The following is a 16426-nucleotide window of genomic DNA, read 5'->3' on the forward strand; positions in this document are numbered from 1 at the left end:
CGCTCACTAACCGAGCGGACGGCGTGGACCGAGTGAACCGAGTGAACCGAGCAAGGGAGCTCGACGGATGCAGCAGGCACCTGTGCTGACGAGCGCGGCGGACCCCGCCTCGCCGGCCTGGCAGGCCAACGAGGCGGCCCACCACGAGCTGGCCACGACCCTCCGCGCCAAGCTGGCCGCCGCCGCGCTCGGCGGCGGGGAGAAGTCCCGCGCCCGGCACGTCGCGCGCGGCAAGCTGCTGCCGCGGGACCGCGTGGACACGCTGCTCGACCCGGGCTCGCCGTTCCTGGAGCTGGCTCCGCTCGCGGCGAACGGGATGTACGGCGACCAGGCCCCCGCGGCCGGCGTCATCGCGGGCATCGGCCGGGTGAGCGGCCGCGAGTGCGTGATCGTCGCCAACGACGCGACCGTCAAGGGCGGCACGTACTACCCGATGACGGTGAAGAAGCACCTGCGGGCGCAGGAGGTGGCGCTGGAGAACCGTCTCCCCTGCCTCTACCTGGTCGACTCGGGCGGCGCCTTCCTGCCGATGCAGGACGAGGTCTTCCCGGACCGCGAGCACTTCGGCCGCATCTTCTACAACCAGGCCCGGATGTCCGGCGCCGGCATCCCGCAGATCGCGGCGGTCCTCGGCTCCTGCACGGCGGGCGGGGCGTACGTCCCGGCGATGAGCGACGAGGCCGTGATCGTCCGGAACCAGGGGACGATCTTCCTCGGCGGCCCGCCGCTGGTGAAGGCCGCGACCGGCGAGGTCGTCACGGCGGAGGAGCTCGGCGGCGGCGAGGTCCACTCGCGGATCTCGGGCGTCACCGACCACCTCGCGGAGGACGACGCGCACGCGCTGCGGATCGTCCGGAACATCGTCGCCACTCTCCCCGAGCGCGGCCCGCTGCCCTGGTCGGTGGAGCCGGCCGAGGAGCCGAAGGTGGACCCCGCGGGGCTGTACGGCGCGGTGCCGGTCGACTCGCGGACGCCGTACGACGTGCGCGAGGTGATCGCCCGGGTGGTGGACGCCTCCCGCTTCCAGGAGTTCAAGGCGGAGTACGGGCAGACGCTGATCACCGGCTTCGCCCGGATCCACGGCCACCCGGTCGGCATCGTCGCCAACAACGGCATCCTGTTCGCCGAGTCCGCCCAGAAGGGCGCGCACTTCATCGAGCTGTGCGACCAGCGCGGGATCCCGTTGGTCTTCCTGCAGAACATCACCGGCTTCATGGTCGGCAAGGCGTACGAGCACGGCGGCATCGCCAAGCACGGCGCGAAGATGGTGACGGCGGTGGCGACCACCCGGGTCCCGAAGCTGACGGTGGTCGTCGGCGGCTCCTTCGGCGCGGGCAACTACTCGATGTGCGGCCGGGCGTACTCCCCCCGCTTCCTGTGGATGTGGCCCAACGCCAAGATCTCCGTGATGGGCGGCGAGCAGGCCGCGTCCGTCCTCGCCACGGTCAAGCGCGACCAGCTCGGCGACGCGTGGAGCGCCGAGGAGGAAGAGGCCTTCAAGGACCCGATCCGCTCCCAGTACGAGACGCAGGGCAGCGCCTACTACGCGACGGCCCGGCTCTGGGACGACGGGGTCATCGACCCCATGGAGACCCGGCAGGTCCTCGGCCTCGCCCTGACCGCCTGTGCCAACGCGCCCCTGGGAGACCCCCAGTTCGGCGTCTTCCGGATGTGAGGGTTCCCCAGGAGATGCAGAGCGAGATGCAGCACATGTTCGACACCGTCCTCGTGGCCAACCGGGGCGAGATCGCCGTCCGTGTCATCCGCACCCTGCGGGAGATGGGCGTCCGCTCGGTGGCCGTGTACAGCGACGCGGACGCCGACGCCCGGCACGTACGGGAGGCGGACACGGCGGTACGGATCGGTCCGCCGCCGGCCGCCGAGTCGTACCTGTCCGTGCCGGCGCTGCTCGACGCCGCCCGGCGCACCGGCGCGCAGGCCGTCCACCCCGGCTACGGCTTCCTCGCGGAGAACGCCGGGTTCGCGCAGGCGTGCGCGGACGCGGGCCTGGTCTTCATCGGCCCGTCCGCCTCGGCGATCTCCCTGATGGGCGACAAGATCCGGGCGAAGGAGACCGTGAAGGCGGCGGGCGTCCCCGTCGTGCCGGGCGCGGCCGACCCCGACATCGTCGAGGCCGCCCGCGAGCTGGGCGCGCCCGTGCTGCTGAAGCCGAGCGCGGGCGGCGGCGGCAAGGGCATGCGCCTGGTGCGGGACCTGACGGTCCTGGAGGAGGAGATCGCGGCGGCGCGGCGCGAGGCGCGGTCCTCGTTCGGCGACGACACCCTGCTCGTGGAGCGGTGGATCGACCGGCCGCGGCACATCGAGATCCAGGTCCTCGCCGACGCGCACGGCAACGTCGTCCACCTCGGCGAGCGCGAGTGCTCGCTCCAGCGGCGGCACCAGAAGATCATCGAGGAGGCGCCCAGCGTCCTGCTGACCCCGGAGCTGCGGGCGTCGATGGGCGCGGCGGCGGTCGAGGCGGCGCGCTCCTGCGGGTACGTGGGCGCGGGCACGGTCGAGTTCATCGTGCCGGGCGGCGACCCGTCCGCGTACTGCTTCATGGAGATGAACACCCGCCTCCAGGTCGAGCACCCGGTGACCGAGCTGATCACCGGCCTGGACCTGGTGGAGTGGCAGCTGCGGGTCGCGGCGGGCGAGCCGCTGGGCTTCGCCCAGGAGGACGTGCGCCTGGACGGCTGGGCGATCGAGGCGCGCATCTGCGCCGAGGACCCGGCGCGCGGCTTCCTGCCCTCGGGCGGCACGGTCCTCGCGCTGCACGAGCCGCAGGGCGGAGGGGCGCGCACGGACTCGGGGCTGAGCGAGGGCGCCGAGGTCTCGTCCCTCTACGACCCGATGCTGTCGAAGGTCATCGTGCACGCGCCGGACCGCGCGACGGCCCTGCGCCGACTGCGCGCGGCCCTCGCCCGGACGGTGACCCTCGGCGTCCCGACCAACGCGGGCTTCCTGCGCCGTCTCCTCGCGCACCCGGACGTGGTGGCGGGCGACCTGGACACGGGCCTGGTGGAGCGGGACGCGGAGTCGCTGGTCCCGGAGGGCGTCCCCGAGGAGGTGTACGCGGCGGCGGCCGCGGTGCGCCTCGCGGGCTTGTCCCCGGCGCCCCGGGACGGCTGGACGGACCCCTTCTCGGTGCCGAGCGGCTGGCGCCTGGGCGGCACCCCCGCTCCGGCGGAGTTCCCGTTGCGCGTGGCGGGACTCGAACCCGTCGTGGTCGGCGCGCCCGCGGACGCCACGGTGGCGGAGCGTTCGGTCACCGTCGCGGTGGACGGGGTGACCCACCACTTCCACCGGGCCGGCGCCTGGTTGGGCCGCGACGGCGACTCCTGGCACGTCATGGACCACGACCCCGTGGCCGCGGCGCTCTCCGGCGCCCGGCACGGCGGGGCCGACACGCTGGCCGCGCCGATGCCCGGCACCGTGACGGTCGTGAAGGTGGCGGTCGGGGACGAGGTGGAGGCCGGGCAGAGCCTGCTGGTCGTCGAGGCGATGAAGATGGAGCACGTCATCTCCGCCCCGCACGCCGGCACCGTCACCGAGCTGGACGTCACCCCCGGCACGACCGTCGCCATGGACCAGGTCCTGGCCGTCGTCGCCCCGCGCGAGGAGAAGGAGGAGGCATGAGCGGTCTGCCGATGACCGTGGCCGATCCGGCGCTCCCGGCCCGGGTCAGGATCCACGAGGTGGGGCCCCGCGACGGGCTGCAGAACGAGAAGACGGTCGTCCCGACCGACGTGAAGGCCGAGTTCGTGCGGCGTCTGGCGGCGGCGGGTCTGTCGACCGTCGAGGCGACCAGTTTCGTGCACCCCAAGTGGGTTCCCCAACTGGCCGATGCAGAGGAGCTGTTCCCCCTCGTCGCCGACCTGCCGGCGCGGCTGCCGGTGCTGGTGCCGAACGAGCGCGGCCTGGACCGGGCACTCGCGCTGGGCGCCCGGCACGTCGCCGTGTTCGCCTCGGCCACCGAGTCCTTCGCCAAGGCCAACCTCAACCGGACCGTGGACGAGGCCCTCGCCATGTTCGAGCCGGTGGTGACCCGGGCGATAGAGCAGGGCCTGACGATCCGCGGCTATCTGTCGATGTGCTTCGGCGACCCGTGGGAGGGCGCCGTGCCGATCGAGCAGGTCGTCCGGGTCACCAAGGCGCTCGCCGAGATGGGCTGCGACGAGCTGAGCCTCGGCGACACGATCGGCGTGGCCACCCCGGGGCACGTCCAGGCGCTGCTGACGGCGCTGAACGAGGCCGGGGTGCCCACCTCCCGCATCGCCGTGCACTTCCACGACACCTACGGGCAGGCCCTGTCCAACACGCTCGCCGCGCTCCGGCACGGCGTGACCACGGTCGACGCCTCCGCGGGCGGCCTCGGCGGCTGCCCGTACGCGAAGAGCGCGACCGGCAACCTGGCCACCGAGGACCTCGTGTGGATGCTCGACGGCCTCGGCATCGAGACCGGGGTCGACCTGGCCGCCCTCACCGCCACCAGCGGGTGGATGGCCGAACAACTGGGCCGGCCGAGCCCGTCCCGTACCGTCCGCGCGCTCTCCCACAAGGAGTCCTGAGCATGTCCCTCGACCACCGGCTCTCCGAAGAGCACGAGCAACTCCGCCGCACTGTCGAGGAGTTCGCCCACGACGTCGTCGCCCCGAAGATCGGCGACCTCTACGAGCGTCACGAGTTCCCCTACGAGATCGTCCGCGAGATGGGCCGCATGGGCCTGTTCGGCCTGCCCTTCCCCGAGGAGTACGGCGGGATGGGCGGCGACTACCTGGCGCTCGGCATCGCCCTGGAGGAGCTCGCCCGGGTGGACTCCTCGGTGGCGATCACCCTGGAGGCGGGCGTCTCGCTGGGCGCCATGCCGGTCTTCCGTTTCGGCACGGAGGAGCAGAAGCGGGAGTGGCTGCCGAAGCTGTGCTCCGGCGAGATGCTCGGCGCGTTCGGCCTGACCGAGCCGGGCGCCGGCTCGGACGCGGGCGGCACGCGCACGACGGCCGTCCGGGACGGCGACGACTGGGTCATCAACGGCTCGAAGTGCTTCATCACCAACTCCGGTACGGACATCACGGGTCTGGTCACGGTCACCGCGGTGACCGGCCGGAAGCCGGACGGCCGCCCGCTGATCTCCTCGATCATCGTGCCCGCGGGCACGCCCGGCTTCACGGTCGCGGCGCCGTACTCGAAGGTCGGCTGGAACGCCTCGGACACCCGTGAGCTGTCCTTCCAGGACGTGCGCGTCCCGGCGGCGAACCTGCTGGGCGAGGAGGGCCGCGGCTACGCGCAGTTCCTGCGCATCCTGGACGAGGGCCGGGTCGCGATCTCGGCGCTGGCGACGGGTCTGGCGCAGGGCTGTGTGGACGAGTCGGTGAAGTACGCGAAGGAACGTCACGCCTTCGGCCGCCCGATCGGTGACAACCAGGCCATCCAGTTCAAGATCGCCGACATGGAGATGCGGGCGCACATGGCCCGGGTCGGCTGGCGCGACGCGGCGTCCCGGCTGGTCCTGGGCGAGCCGTTCAAGAAGGAGGCGGCGCTGGCGAAGCTGTACTCCTCGACGGTCGCGGTGGACAACGCGCGCGAGGCGACCCAGATCCACGGCGGCTACGGCTTCATGAACGAGTACCCGGTGGCGCGGATGTGGCGCGACTCGAAGATCCTGGAGATCGGCGAGGGCACCAGCGAGGTCCAGCGCATGCTGATCGCACGGGAGTTGGGCCTGTCCTCCTGACCCGGAGGAGTTCCCCGCAAGCCCGTCGCCCCTTGGGGGCGGCGGGCTTCTTCGTGCCCGGGCACTGCCCCGACCCCACCCCTGTTGATCCTGATGAGGTTAGGCTAACCTACCTTCGACTAGCCCAGGCCGACCCCGGCTCGTACCGAAAGCGACTTCGCCATGCCCAGCACCGCCCGAGCCACCCTCCTCACCCGCCGCGGCCTCCTCGCCGCCGGCGGCGCCCTCGGGCTCGTCGCCACGCTCACCGCCTGTGGCGGTGGCGACGGCAAGGCCGGCGACGCGCCCGCCAAGGCCGCCGAGAAGGCCGGCCCCTGGAAGTTCACCGACGACCGCGGCACCGCCGTCGAGGCGAAGACCACCCCGAAGAACATCGTGGCCTTCACCGGAACCGCCGCCGCCCTCAAGGACTTCGGCGTCGAGGTCAAGGGCGTCTTCGGCCCGACCACGGTCAAGGACCCGAAGACCGGCGCCGTGACGGCCGACGTCCAGGCCGGCGACCTGGACATCAACAAGGTCAAGGTCATCGGCAACGTCTGGGGCGAGTTCAAGATCGAGGAGTACCTCAAGCTGCAGCCCGAGCTCCTCATCACGGACATGTGGGAGAAGAACGACCTCTGGTACGTGCCGGCGGAGCAGAAGGACAAGATCGCCAAGATCGCGCCGAGCGTCGCCCTGTGGGCCGCCGACAAGTCCATGCCGGCCGTGCTGCAGCGCCACGCCGACCTCGCCGCCTCGCTCGGCGCCGACGTGAACACCGCGCAGATCAAGGCCGACAAGGCCCGCTTCGAGGCCGCCGCCGAGCGCGTCCGCAAGGCCGCCCAGGGCAAGAAGGACATCAAGGTCCTCATCGGCTCCGGCTCCCCGGACCTCTTCTACGTCTCCACCCCGGTCCGCCCGACCGACACGCTCTTCTTCAAGGAGCTCGGCGTCAACATCGTGACGCCCACCAAGCTGGACCAGGGCGGCTGGTTCGAGGGCCTGAGCTGGGAGAACGTCGACAAGTACAAGGCCGACGTCATCATGCTCGACAACCGCACCTCGGCCCTGCAGCCCGAGGCCCTGAAGGCCAAGCCCACCTGGGCCGCGCTGCCCGCCGTCAAGGCCGGCCAGGTCATCCCCCGCGTGACCGAGCCGATCTACTCGTACGCCAAGTGCGCCCCGCTCCTGGAGGACCTGGCCAAGGCCCTCGAGAACGCCAAGAAGGTGTCCTGACCCATGACGAACGCCGAGACCGCCCCGTTCCAGTTCTTCAGCCTCCAGGTCGACCGGACGCGGCGGCTCGGTCCGACCCTGGTCCGCGTCACCTTCACCGGTGAGGACCTGAAGGGCTTCGCCGCCGGGGGCCGCGACCAGTCGCTCTCCCTCTTCCTGCCGCACCCGGGACAGGCCGCCCCCGCCCTGCCGCCGCTGGACGAGCCGGACATGTACGCGATCCTGGGCGCCTGGCGGGCCATGCCGGACGACGAGCGGGCCGTCATGCGCTCGTACACCGTCCGCGAGCAGCGGCACTCCCCCGTGCCCGAGGTGGACATCGACTTCGCGGTGCACGAGGACGGCGGCCCCGCCTGCCGCTGGGCCCAGCACGCCCGGCCCGGCGACCGGGTGGTCGTGCTCGGCCCGGCGGTCGCGGAGAACACCGGAGTGCGCTTCCGGCTCCCCGAGGACGCCGACTCCGTGCTGATCTGGGGCGACGAGACGGCACTGCCCGCCGCCTCCGCGATCCTGGAGTGGCTGCCGGCCGAGACCCGCGCCCACGTCTACCTCGAAGTCCCCTACTCCGGCGACCGGATGGAGCTGGCCACCCAGGCCGACGCGACCATCACCTGGCTGGTACGGGAGGAGGGCGCACCGTCCGCCGTCGAGGCGATCGCGGGCGCCGATCTCCCGGGCGAGGCGCCGTACGTCTGGGTCGCGGGCGAGTCCGGCGCGGTGAAGGCGCTGCGCCGCCACTTCGTGCGCGAGCGCGGTCTCGACAGGCGCCGGGTCACCTTCGTCGGCTACTGGCGCAAGGGCCTCTCGGAGGACGCCCTGCGCGAGGTGCCGGACGAGACGGCGCAGGACGAGACCCAGGACGCGGCTCAGGACGCCTCCCAGGACGCGCGGGCGGTGGCGTAGCGCGGACCCGCAGACCCCCCACAGGGCCGACGGCCCCTCAACCCTTCCGGGTCGGGGGGCCGTTGTTGTGTTCGCAGATTAGGTTAGGCTAACCTTACTAAGCCTTGACCGACCGCGTCCCCCACACCCGGAAGGGCCCCACATGCGTTCCCACCTGCTCAACGACACGACGGCGGAGTCGTACCGACGCTCCGTCACCGAAGGAGTGGAGCGGGTGGCGAGGAAACTCGCCACGACGCGCGGCCCGTTCACCGGGGTCACGCCCGCCGAGCTCGCCCCCGTCGTCGACGCCGTGGACCTCGACCGGCCGCTCGGTGACGCCTCCGCCGCCCTCGACGAGCTGGAGGACGTCTACCTGCGCGACGCGGTCTACTTCCACCACCCGCGCTACCTGGGGCACCTCAACTGCCCGGTGGTCATCCCCGCCGTCCTCGGCGAGGCCGTCCTCTCGGCCGTCAACTCCTCCCTCGACACCTGGGACCAGAGCGCCGGCGGCACCCTGATCGAGCGCCGGCTGATCGACTGGACGACCGGCCGGATCGGCCTCGGCCCCTCCGCCGACGGCGTGTTCACCAGCGGCGGCACCCAGTCCAACCTCCAGGCGCTGCTGCTCGCCCGCGAGGAGGCGAAGGCGCCGGGCGGCTCGTCCGGCCCCGCCGACCTGGCGAAACTGCGCATCTTCTCCTCCGAGTGCAGCCACTTCAGCGTCCAGAAGTCGGCCACCCTCCTCGGCCTCGGCGCCGACGCCGTCATCTCCATCCCGGTCGACCGCACCAAGCGCATGCAGTCGGTCGTCCTCGCCGCCGAGCTGGAGGCCTGCCGCGCCGAGGGCCTGATCCCGATGGCGATCGTCGCCACCGCCGGCACCACCGACTTCGGCTCCATCGACCCGCTGCCCGAGGTCGCCGCCCTGGCCGACGAGTACGGCGCCTGGATGCACGTCGACGCCGCCTACGGCTGCGGACTGCTCGCCTCGCGCACCCGCCGGGACCTCCTGGACGGCATCGAGCTGGCCGACTCGGTCACCGTCGACTTCCACAAGTCCTTCTTCCAGCCGGTCAGTTCCTCGGCCCTGCTGGTCCGCGACGGCGCCACCCTGCGGCACGCGACCTACCACGCCGACTACCTCAACCCCCGGCGCGCGGTCACGGAGCTGATCCCCAACCAGGTCGACAAGTCCCTCCAGACCACCCGCCGCTTCGACGCCCTCAAGCTGTGGATGACCCTGCGCGTCATGGGCGCCGACGGCGTCGGCGAGCTCTTCGACGAGGTCTGCGACCTGGCCCGGGCCGGCTTCGCACTGCTCGCCGCCGACCCGCGCTACGACGTGGTCGTGCAGCCGCAGCTGTCCACCCTCGTCTACCGCTACATCCCCGAGGCCGTCACCTCGCCCGCCGAGATCGACCGCGCCAACCTCTACGCCCGCAAGGCGCTGTTCGCCTCCGGCGAGGCCGTGGTCGCGGGCACCAAGGTCGACGGCCGCCAGTACCTGAAGTTCACCCTGCTCAACCCCGAGACGACCGTGGCCGACATCGCCGCCGTCCTCGATCTGATAGCCGGCCACGCCGAGCAGTACCTGGGAGAGAACCTTGTCCACGCCTGAGACCCACGACTTCATCGGCATCGGGCTCGGTCCGTTCAACCTGGGACTCGCCTGCCTGACCGAGCCGATCGCCGAACTGAACGGCGTCTTCCTGGAGTCCAAGCCCGACTTCGCATGGCACTCGGGCATGTTCCTGGAGGGCGCGCACCTCCAGACGCCGTTCATGTCGGACCTGGTCACGATGGCCGACCCGACCTCCCCGTACTCCTTCCTGAACTACCTGAAGGAGAAGGGCCGGCTCTACTCCTTCTACATCCGCGAGAACTTCTATCCGCTGCGGACGGAATACAACGACTACTGCCGCTGGGCCGCCGCGAAGCTGTCCTCCGTGCGCTTCTCGACCACCGTCTCCGCCGTCTCGTACGACGAGGCCGCCGAGGAGTACGTGGTCGCCACCGAGGCCGGAGAAACGTTCCGCTCGCGCCGGATCGTGCTCGGCACCGGCACCCCGGCATACGTCCCCGAGTCCTGCGCGGACCTGGGCGGCGACGTCATCCACAACTCGCGCTACCTCCCGAACAAGGAAGCGCTGCAGAAGAAGAAGTCGATCACCCTGGTCGGCAGCGGCCAGAGCGCCGCCGAGATCTACTACGACCTCCTCTCGGAGATCGACGTCCACGGCTACCGCCTGAACTGGGTGACCCGCTCCCCGCGCTTCTTCCCGCTGGAGTACACCAAGCTCACCCTGGAGATGACCTCCCCCGAGTACGTGGACTACTTCCACGCGCTCCCGGAGGCGACCCGCTCCCGCCTGGAGACCGCGCAGAAGGGCCTGTTCAAGGGCATCGACGGCGAGCTGGTCGACGCGATCTTCGACCTGCTCTACCAGAAGAACCTGGCCGGGCCGGTCCCCACCCGCCTGCTCACCAACTCCGCGCTGCGCACCGCCGCGTACGACGAGACCGCCGGGAGCTACACGCTCGGCTTCCGCCAGGAGGAGCAGGAGAAGGACTTCACCGTCGAGACCGAGGGCCTGATCCTCGCGACCGGCTACAAGTACGCCGTCCCCGCCTTCCTGGAGCCGGTCCGCGACCGTCTCCGCTGGGACTCCCAGGGCCGCTTCGACGTGGCCCGCAACTACTCGATCGACACGACGGGCCACGGCGTCTTCCTGCAGAACGCCGCCGTGCACGCCCACTCCGTCACCTCGCCCGACCTGGGCATGGGCGCGTACCGCAACGCGTTCATCATCGGCGAGATGCTGGGTGCCGAGTACTACCCCGTCGAGAAGACCATCGCTTTCCAGGAGTTCGCGGTATGACCGTTGAGATACGCCCCCTCGACCCCCTCAAGGACGCGGAGCTGATCCACCCCTGGGTCACCGATCCCAAGGCCGCGTTCTGGATGATGCAGGACGCGAAGCTCCAGGACGTCGAGCGCGAGTACATGGCGATCGCCGCCCACGCGCACCACGACGCCTTCATCGGCCTCGTGGACGGCGAGCCCGCCTTCCTCATGGAGCGCTACGACCCGGCGAAGGCCGAGCTGGTCGGGCTCTACGAGCCGCAGCCCGGCGACGTCGGCATGCACTTCCTCGTCGCCCCCACCGACACCCCCGTGCACGGCTTCACCCGCCTGGTGATCACCGCCGTCATGCACGAGCTGTTCGCCGACCCGGCGACCGCCCGCGTGGTCGTCGAGCCGGACGTGCGCAACACGGCCGTGCACGCGCTCAACGCCGCCGTCGGATTCGTTCCGGAGCGGGAGATACAGAAGCCCGAGAAGACGGCCCTGCTGAGCTTCTGCACCCGCGCCCAGTTCGAGGCCGCCACGGGAGCCGCCGTATGAGCACCTTCACCGACCCCGTCGCCCACCTCACCCCCGAGCGGTGGGCCGACGCCAACCGGGCCCTGATCCGCAAGGGCCTCGCCGAGTTCACCCACGAGCGGCTGCTCGACCCGCAGGAGCTGGGCGAGGGCCGCTACCGGGTGCTGAGCGACGACGAGCGCACCGAGTACCGCTTCACCGCCGACCGCTTCGCCCTCGACCACTGGCAGGTCTACCCGGACTCGATCAGCTGCCACCAGGGCAGCGAGCAGCTCCCCCTCGACGCCCTCCGGTTCATCACCGGGTTGCGCGGCTCCCTCGGGCTGAGCGACGAGATCCTGCCGGTCTACCTGGAGGAGATCTCCTCCACCCTGGCCGGCACGGCGTTCAAGTCGACCAAGCCGCGGGTGACCGCCGCCGAGCTGGCCCGCTCGGACTTCCAAGCGATCGAGACCGGGATGACCGAGGGCCACCCGTGCTTCGTCGCCAACAACGGGCGGCTCGGCTTCGGCGTCGACGAGTACCGCGCCTACGCCCCCGAGGCGGCCGCCCCGATCCACCTCGTGTGGCTGGCCGCCCACCGCGACCGCACCACCTTCACCGCGGGCGCCGGGATCGACTACGACTCGTTCATCCGGGCCGAGCTCGGCGACCGGGCCGTCGACGCCTTCGCCGCCACCCTCGCGGCCCGCGGCCTGGACTTCGCCGACTACCTCCTCGTGCCGGTGCACCCCTGGCAGTGGTGGAACAAGCTGTCCGTCACCTTCGCCGCCGAGGTCGCCCAGCAGCGCCTGGTGTACCTGGGCGAGGGCGACGACGCCTACCTGGCGCAGCAGTCCATTCGCACCTTCTTCAACAGCTCCGACCCGGCCAAGCACTACGTGAAGACCGCCCTGTCGGTCCTCAACATGGGCTTCATGCGGGGCCTTTCGGCCGCCTACATGGAGGCCACCCCGGCCATCAACGACTGGCTGGCCGGCCTCGTCGCGTCCGACTCCGTCCTGAAGGCGGCCCGCTTCTCGATCATCCGCGAGCGCGCGGCGGTCGGCTACCGGCACCTGGAGTACGAGGCCGCCACCGACCGCTACTCGCCCTACCGCAAGATGCTCGCCGCGCTGTGGCGCGAGTCCCCGGTGCCGACCCTCGCCGAGGGCGAGAAGCCGGCGACGATGGCCTCCCTGCTCCACGTCGACCACGCGGGCGCGTCCTTCGCGGGCGCCCTGATCAAGGAGTCGGGGCTGTCCCCGGCCGACTGGCTGCGCGGCTACCTCGACGCCTACCTCCTGCCGGTCCTGCACTGCTTCTACGCGTACGACCTGGTCTACATGCCGCACGGCGAGAACGTGATCCTCGTCCTCGACGAGCGGGGCGCGGTCTCCCGGGCGATCTTCAAGGACATCGCCGAGGAGATCTGCGTCATGGACCCGGACGCGGTCCTGCCGCCGGCGGTGGAGCGCGTCCGCGCCGACGTCCCGGAGGACATGAAACTCCTCTCGGTCTTCACGGACGTCTTCGACTGCTTCTTCCGCTTCCTCGGCGCCACCCTGGCCGGCGAGGGGGTCGCGGACGAGGACGTCTTCTGGCGCGCGGTCGCCGACTGCGTGAAGCGCTACCAGGAGGCCAACCCGGCCCTCGCGGACCGCTTCGACCAGTACGACCTGTTCGCGGAGACCTTCGCGCTGTCCGCGCTCAACCGCCTGCAGCTGCGCAACAACCGCCAGATGGTGGACCTGGCCGACCCGTCGGCCGCGCTCCAGCTGGTCGGCGACCTGGTGAACCCGATCGCGCGGTTCGCCTGACGGGCCGCCCCACGGTCCGGTGCGGGCCCCGGCGGAGTACGGTCCTCCGCCGGGGCCCGCGCCTATGCCCCATAGGGACAGACGTCCCCCTCCCCGCGCGGGCAGGCGATGAGCGCCCGCGACACGTACTGCTGTGCCTTCGAGTAGTACCCCTGCACCACGTCGTCTCCCGCTGTCAGCCGGAGCGTCTCCCGGACGTACTGCAGCCGGTCCCAGACCGGGAAGTGCTGTTGATCCACCGGAGGGTTCTGCGTCAGCTCCCCCTCGATCCAGGCGACGGCCGCCTCCGCGTCGGCGTACGTGGCCACGACCTGGACGGCCGGCCTGCGCAGCCAGTCCTTGATCTCGATCGGTGGGTAGTCGGACGGCACCTCCCCCCGCCTGATCGCCGAGTCGGGAAAGGACCGGCCGGTGTACGCGTAGGCGTGCCAGTGCCGCGTCACGCGCGGGTGGCCTTCCTGGCGAGATCGGCCACGTCGCCGGGTTCCAGCAGCAGGAGCGCTCCGATCAGGTACTCCCGGGTCCACCGGATCGCGTCGCCCGGGTCTCCCAGGAGCTCCCCCGGAGGCACCTCGGCCCGCAACGCGGGGTCCACGAGCGCCTGGGACAGGATCTCGCGCGTCATCTCGGACGCGAGCCAGTGGAACGTGCGCTCCTTGAGCGCGAACGTCAGGTGCAGCGAGGGCTCGCCGTCCATGGCGTACGGCGAGTGGACGTAGCCGCGCGGCAGCCAGAACACGTCACCGGGTTCCAGGGTGAACGTCTGGACCGGAGCGGTATGGGCGAGGTGATGCCGCTCCTCCTGTGTGAATCCCCTCTCCAGGAAGTTCCCGTGCTCCGTCATCGGGTTCTCGACGAAGGGCGGGTGCAGAGGCCATGCCTTCCGCCCCGAGAGCTGCACGATCAGCGTGACGTACGGGTCGTAGTGGTACTTGAGCCCCTGCGCGCCCGGCGGAGTCAGGTACGCGTTCACGTGCACCGGGCATCCGGTCTCGCTCTGGATCTCGCGCCGCAGGACGCTCAGCGACGGCTTGACCGTCTGGAGCTGCCGTACGGAGACGGTGCCCCCGCTGTCGAGATGGGCGCGGATAGCGCCGGGGCGGGGCATCTCACCGTCGATGTACGTGTACCGCTCCAGGACCTTCCCGTCGTTCAGCAGGACGACGTTGCGGGCGGGGAGGCACTCGGCGTCGACCAGCGCGCCGACTTCGTCGAGGGACCACAGGCGGGCGAGGGCGCCGGGGTCGCGGTGGAACAGCAGCGGCTCGGTGGGCCAGTTCTTGAGGATCTCCGGGACGTCGTCCACGAGATCGGCCAGCGGCATTGCTGACTCCTTCGGTGTGGAGAGCCGAACGGGACCCGACGCCGGTGGCGTGGGTCCCGTCATGGATCAGTGGGCGGCGTCGATCTTGGCGATCCAGCTCCGCGCGAACGCGGTGATCTCGTCCGCGCTCATCCGCAGTTCGCGGCCCGCGCCCTCGGGCTTGTTGTCACCCAGTGCGTACCCGCCGCCGTGCAGCTCGGCCAGCGTGATGCAGCTCTCCATGTTCCCGTCGTTGTCCGTGCCGCCCCCGCAGAGCGCGGCGAACTCGCCGGACACTTCCCGCTCGTACAGATCACTCACTACCGTGGTCTCCTGTCTCTGTCTTCGATGGGGACTGGGTCCCGCCCTCGGACGGTCTTGCCGGACATCACCGAGGGCGGGACATGACCGCTCCCCCGTAACGAGGGAGCGGAGCCGTGAGGCATCGCCTGCGCGGGGGCGCGCAGAAGTGTTCGTGGATCGCCAGTGCTTCCGACGCGACCGTCACGGCCGCGTGATCCGCATCTTCGGCGGGTCGTGCGGGTGGTTCCGGATCTCCACGACGCAGTCCACTGCGGCCGATTCGTCGTGCTGCGGCCCCGTGCCCATGTACCGGTCGAACCACTCCACGAGATACGCGCACGGTGTGCAGTCCGGGACGGGCACGGGGCGGGGGCGGAGCTCGTGGTCGGCGGAGAGGACGAGCGTGTGGGCCACGGGGGTGGTGAGGACGCGGATGCGCAACCACTCCTCCTCGGTGGGCGCGCGCAGGTCCTCGGGCGCGGCGGCCCACTCGGCGCCGCCGCCGGGCGGGCTCACGTAGACGCGCCCGGCTTGGGTACGGACCACTTTGCCGAGCCGGGTTCCGTTGTTGGTGTCAGCTACGTAGGCGCCGACGGCGGGTGGGGGTAGGTCGGGGTCCGGGAGGATGCTCTGCACGGGCTCGACCGCTCCTCTCTGTAGCGAATCCACTACCAGGGGTGCCCAGGGTGACCTACAGTCGACTTGCCTTCAACTAGCCGGATCCGAAGGATGAGTTGTGGTCAATCGCAAGGAATTACGGCCTGACGCCAGCCCGCGAGCGGCCTACGGGGCGCATGTGCGCAGACTGCGGGAGGAGCGGGGCTGGACCCAGGAAGACCTGGCCAAACCCATGGGCTGCTCCAGCCAGCACATCTCCGCCGTCGAAACTTGCCGCAAAGCGCCGACCCTCCCGTTCTCACGCAAGGCCGACCAGGTCTTCGGCATCGTCGGGACCAGCGAATCCCTCGAACGCGAATGGCGGGACATGCGGCACGGTGTCCTGTTGGAGGGCTTCCCGGAGTACGTCGGCTACGAGGGCCGCGCGGTGGAGATCCGACTGTTCGAGATCGGGATCGTCCCGGGACTGTTGCAGACCCCGGAGTACGCACGGGTGCTGGCGAACAGTGCGGTGAAGCGAGGGGCCATCACGCCCGAGCAGGCGGATGAGCGCGTGGCGGTCGTGGCGGCCCGCCAAGCCGCCCTGGAGCGGGATCAGCGACCCATGGTCTTCCTGGTGATGGACGAGAGCTGCATCCGGCGACCCATCGGCGGCTCCAAGGTAATGGGCGCCCAACTGGAGCGGCTCATCGAGTTCGCGGACCGCCCCAACACTCTGCTCCAGATCGCCCCGTTCGCGATAGGAGAGCGCCGCACACTCAATCTGCCGGTCTACCTACTCACCCTCGCGGACCGGTCAATGGCTTGCTATGCAGAGTCGCAGGCCCAGGGGCATCTCGACCGCGAAATCACTTCTGTGGTGCCCATGTTGACGGCCTACCATCAGCTTCAGGCCGAATCGCTCTCCCGGGCGGAGTCAGTGGCCGTCATCCAAGAAGCACGAAAGGGCACCACGTGACGACCGAATCCCCCCGCTGGCACAAGTCCTCCTACAGCGACAACGGCGGTGCGTGCGTCGAGGTCGCCACCAACCTCACCGCCTCCCACGGCACCGTCCCCGTCCGTGACTCCAAGCGCCCCACCGGCCCCGCCCTCAACCTTGCCGCCACCGCCTTCTCCGCCTTCGTGGCGGGAGTCAAGGACAGCGGCTTCGGCGCCTTCTGACCGCCGCGGTCATGTGG

General features: G+C 70.9%; 16 protein-coding genes. 12 read left to right on the top strand and 4 right to left on the bottom strand.

The window, feature by feature from the left end:
* Positions 1 to 67: 67 nt before the first annotated feature.
* The 10 genes from OG309_RS13265 to OG309_RS13310 all read left to right on the top strand — a co-directional run bounded on the left by OG309_RS13265 (position 68) and on the right by OG309_RS13310 (position 13021).
* Positions 68 to 1675 carry a carboxyl transferase domain-containing protein gene (locus OG309_RS13265; RefSeq protein WP_329420777.1) on the top strand — a complete coding sequence of 536 codons (1608 nt, stop codon included), beginning with the start codon at positions 68 to 70 and terminating at the stop codon, positions 1673 to 1675.
* A 26-nt stretch (positions 1676 to 1701) separates the two neighbouring features.
* Positions 1702 to 3639 carry an ATP-binding protein gene (locus tag OG309_RS13270; RefSeq protein ID WP_329428296.1) on the top strand — a complete coding sequence of 646 codons (1938 nt, stop codon included), beginning with the start codon at positions 1702 to 1704 and terminating at the stop codon, positions 3637 to 3639.
* Positions 3636 to 4571 (top strand): hydroxymethylglutaryl-CoA lyase, encoded by a 936-nt coding sequence (locus tag OG309_RS13275; RefSeq protein WP_329420779.1) that lies wholly within the window; start codon positions 3636 to 3638, stop codon positions 4569 to 4571. Before OG309_RS13270 ends, OG309_RS13275 begins: the two co-directional genes overlap by 4 nt.
* A 2-nt stretch (positions 4572 to 4573) precedes the next feature.
* Positions 4574 to 5734 (top strand): acyl-CoA dehydrogenase family protein, encoded by a 1161-nt coding sequence (locus OG309_RS13280; RefSeq protein ID WP_329420781.1) that lies wholly within the window; start codon positions 4574 to 4576, stop codon positions 5732 to 5734.
* 162 nt (positions 5735 to 5896) lie between these two features.
* Positions 5897 to 6949, top strand: coding sequence for an ABC transporter substrate-binding protein (locus OG309_RS13285; RefSeq protein WP_329420782.1), 1053 nt, complete (start codon positions 5897 to 5899; stop codon positions 6947 to 6949).
* Between the two features lie 3 nt (positions 6950 to 6952).
* Positions 6953 to 7852 carry a siderophore-interacting protein gene (locus tag OG309_RS13290; RefSeq protein WP_329420784.1) on the top strand — a complete coding sequence of 300 codons (900 nt, stop codon included), beginning with the start codon at positions 6953 to 6955 and terminating at the stop codon, positions 7850 to 7852.
* Between the two features lie 142 nt (positions 7853 to 7994).
* Positions 7995 to 9455, top strand: coding sequence for a pyridoxal phosphate-dependent decarboxylase family protein (locus OG309_RS13295; RefSeq protein WP_329420786.1), 1461 nt, complete (start codon positions 7995 to 7997; stop codon positions 9453 to 9455).
* Entirely contained in the window at positions 9442 to 10716 is a 1275-nt protein-coding gene (locus tag OG309_RS13300) for a lysine N(6)-hydroxylase/L-ornithine N(5)-oxygenase family protein (RefSeq protein ID WP_329420788.1), read from the top strand. Before OG309_RS13295 ends, OG309_RS13300 begins: the two co-directional genes overlap by 14 nt.
* Positions 10713 to 11243, top strand: coding sequence for a GNAT family N-acetyltransferase (locus OG309_RS13305; protein ID WP_329420789.1), 531 nt, complete (start codon positions 10713 to 10715; stop codon positions 11241 to 11243). The genes OG309_RS13300 and OG309_RS13305 overlap by 4 nt, the downstream gene beginning before the upstream one ends.
* Complete coding sequence (locus OG309_RS13310; RefSeq protein ID WP_329420790.1) at positions 11240 to 13021, top strand: IucA/IucC family protein; 1782 nt, start codon at positions 11240 to 11242, stop codon at positions 13019 to 13021. The genes OG309_RS13305 and OG309_RS13310 overlap by 4 nt, the downstream gene beginning before the upstream one ends.
* Before the next feature lie 62 nt (positions 13022 to 13083).
* On the opposite strand, the gene OG309_RS13315 is transcribed toward OG309_RS13310, so the two are convergent.
* The 4 genes from OG309_RS13315 to OG309_RS13330 all read right to left on the bottom strand — a co-directional run bounded on the left by OG309_RS13315 (position 13084) and on the right by OG309_RS13330 (position 15263).
* Positions 13084 to 13464: a hypothetical protein gene (locus OG309_RS13315; RefSeq protein WP_329420791.1), complete on the bottom strand. Its 381-nt coding sequence runs from the start codon at positions 13462 to 13464 to the stop codon at positions 13084 to 13086.
* A complete protein-coding gene (locus OG309_RS13320; protein ID WP_329420793.1) occupies positions 13461 to 14345 on the bottom strand; it encodes a JmjC domain-containing protein in 885 nt (294 codons plus the stop codon). Before OG309_RS13320 ends, OG309_RS13315 begins: the two co-directional genes overlap by 4 nt.
* Positions 14346 to 14411: 66 nt before the next feature.
* On the bottom strand, positions 14412 to 14645 hold the full coding sequence (locus OG309_RS13325) for a DUF397 domain-containing protein (RefSeq protein WP_329420794.1): 234 nt from the start codon (positions 14643 to 14645) through the stop codon (positions 14412 to 14414).
* Between the two features lie 183 nt (positions 14646 to 14828).
* Positions 14829 to 15263, bottom strand: coding sequence for a hypothetical protein (locus OG309_RS13330; RefSeq protein WP_329420796.1), 435 nt, complete (start codon positions 15261 to 15263; stop codon positions 14829 to 14831).
* Positions 15264 to 15363: 100 nt separating this feature from the next.
* Here OG309_RS13330 and OG309_RS13335 point away from each other — a divergent pair, with 100 nt between their 5' ends.
* Positions 15364 to 16203 (top strand): helix-turn-helix domain-containing protein, encoded by an 840-nt coding sequence (locus tag OG309_RS13335; RefSeq protein ID WP_329420797.1) that lies wholly within the window; start codon positions 15364 to 15366, stop codon positions 16201 to 16203.
* Complete coding sequence (locus OG309_RS13340) at positions 16200 to 16409, top strand: DUF397 domain-containing protein (protein ID WP_329420798.1); 210 nt, start codon at positions 16200 to 16202, stop codon at positions 16407 to 16409. The genes OG309_RS13335 and OG309_RS13340 overlap by 4 nt, the downstream gene beginning before the upstream one ends.
* Positions 16410 to 16426 lie beyond the last annotated feature (17 nt).

Origin of the sequence: Streptomyces sp. NBC_01268 (assembly GCF_036240795.1) — a bacterium.
GTDB lineage: Bacteria > Actinomycetota > Actinomycetes > Streptomycetales > Streptomycetaceae > Streptomyces.

Bases quoted from the DNA above. Each gene is read 5' to 3' on its own strand.
- OG309_RS13265 (WP_329420777.1), top strand. From the start codon at position 68: ATGCAGCAGGCACCTGTGCTGACGAGCGCGGCGGACCCCGCCTCGCCG.
- OG309_RS13270 (WP_329428296.1), top strand. From the start codon at position 1,702: ATGCAGCACATGTTCGACACCGTCCTCGTGGCCAACCGGGGCGAGATC.
- OG309_RS13275 (WP_329420779.1), top strand. From the start codon at position 3,636: ATGAGCGGTCTGCCGATGACCGTGGCCGATCCGGCGCTCCCGGCCCGG.
- OG309_RS13280 (WP_329420781.1), top strand. From the start codon at position 4,574: ATGTCCCTCGACCACCGGCTCTCCGAAGAGCACGAGCAACTCCGCCGC.
- OG309_RS13285 (WP_329420782.1), top strand. From the start codon at position 5,897: ATGCCCAGCACCGCCCGAGCCACCCTCCTCACCCGCCGCGGCCTCCTC.
- OG309_RS13290 (WP_329420784.1), top strand. From the start codon at position 6,953: ATGACGAACGCCGAGACCGCCCCGTTCCAGTTCTTCAGCCTCCAGGTC.
- OG309_RS13295 (WP_329420786.1), top strand. From the start codon at position 7,995: ATGCGTTCCCACCTGCTCAACGACACGACGGCGGAGTCGTACCGACGC.
- OG309_RS13305 (WP_329420789.1), top strand. From the start codon at position 10,713: ATGACCGTTGAGATACGCCCCCTCGACCCCCTCAAGGACGCGGAGCTG.
- OG309_RS13310 (WP_329420790.1), top strand. From the start codon at position 11,240: ATGAGCACCTTCACCGACCCCGTCGCCCACCTCACCCCCGAGCGGTGG.
- OG309_RS13320 (WP_329420793.1), bottom strand. From the start codon at position 14,345: ATGCCGCTGGCCGATCTCGTGGACGACGTCCCGGAGATCCTCAAGAAC.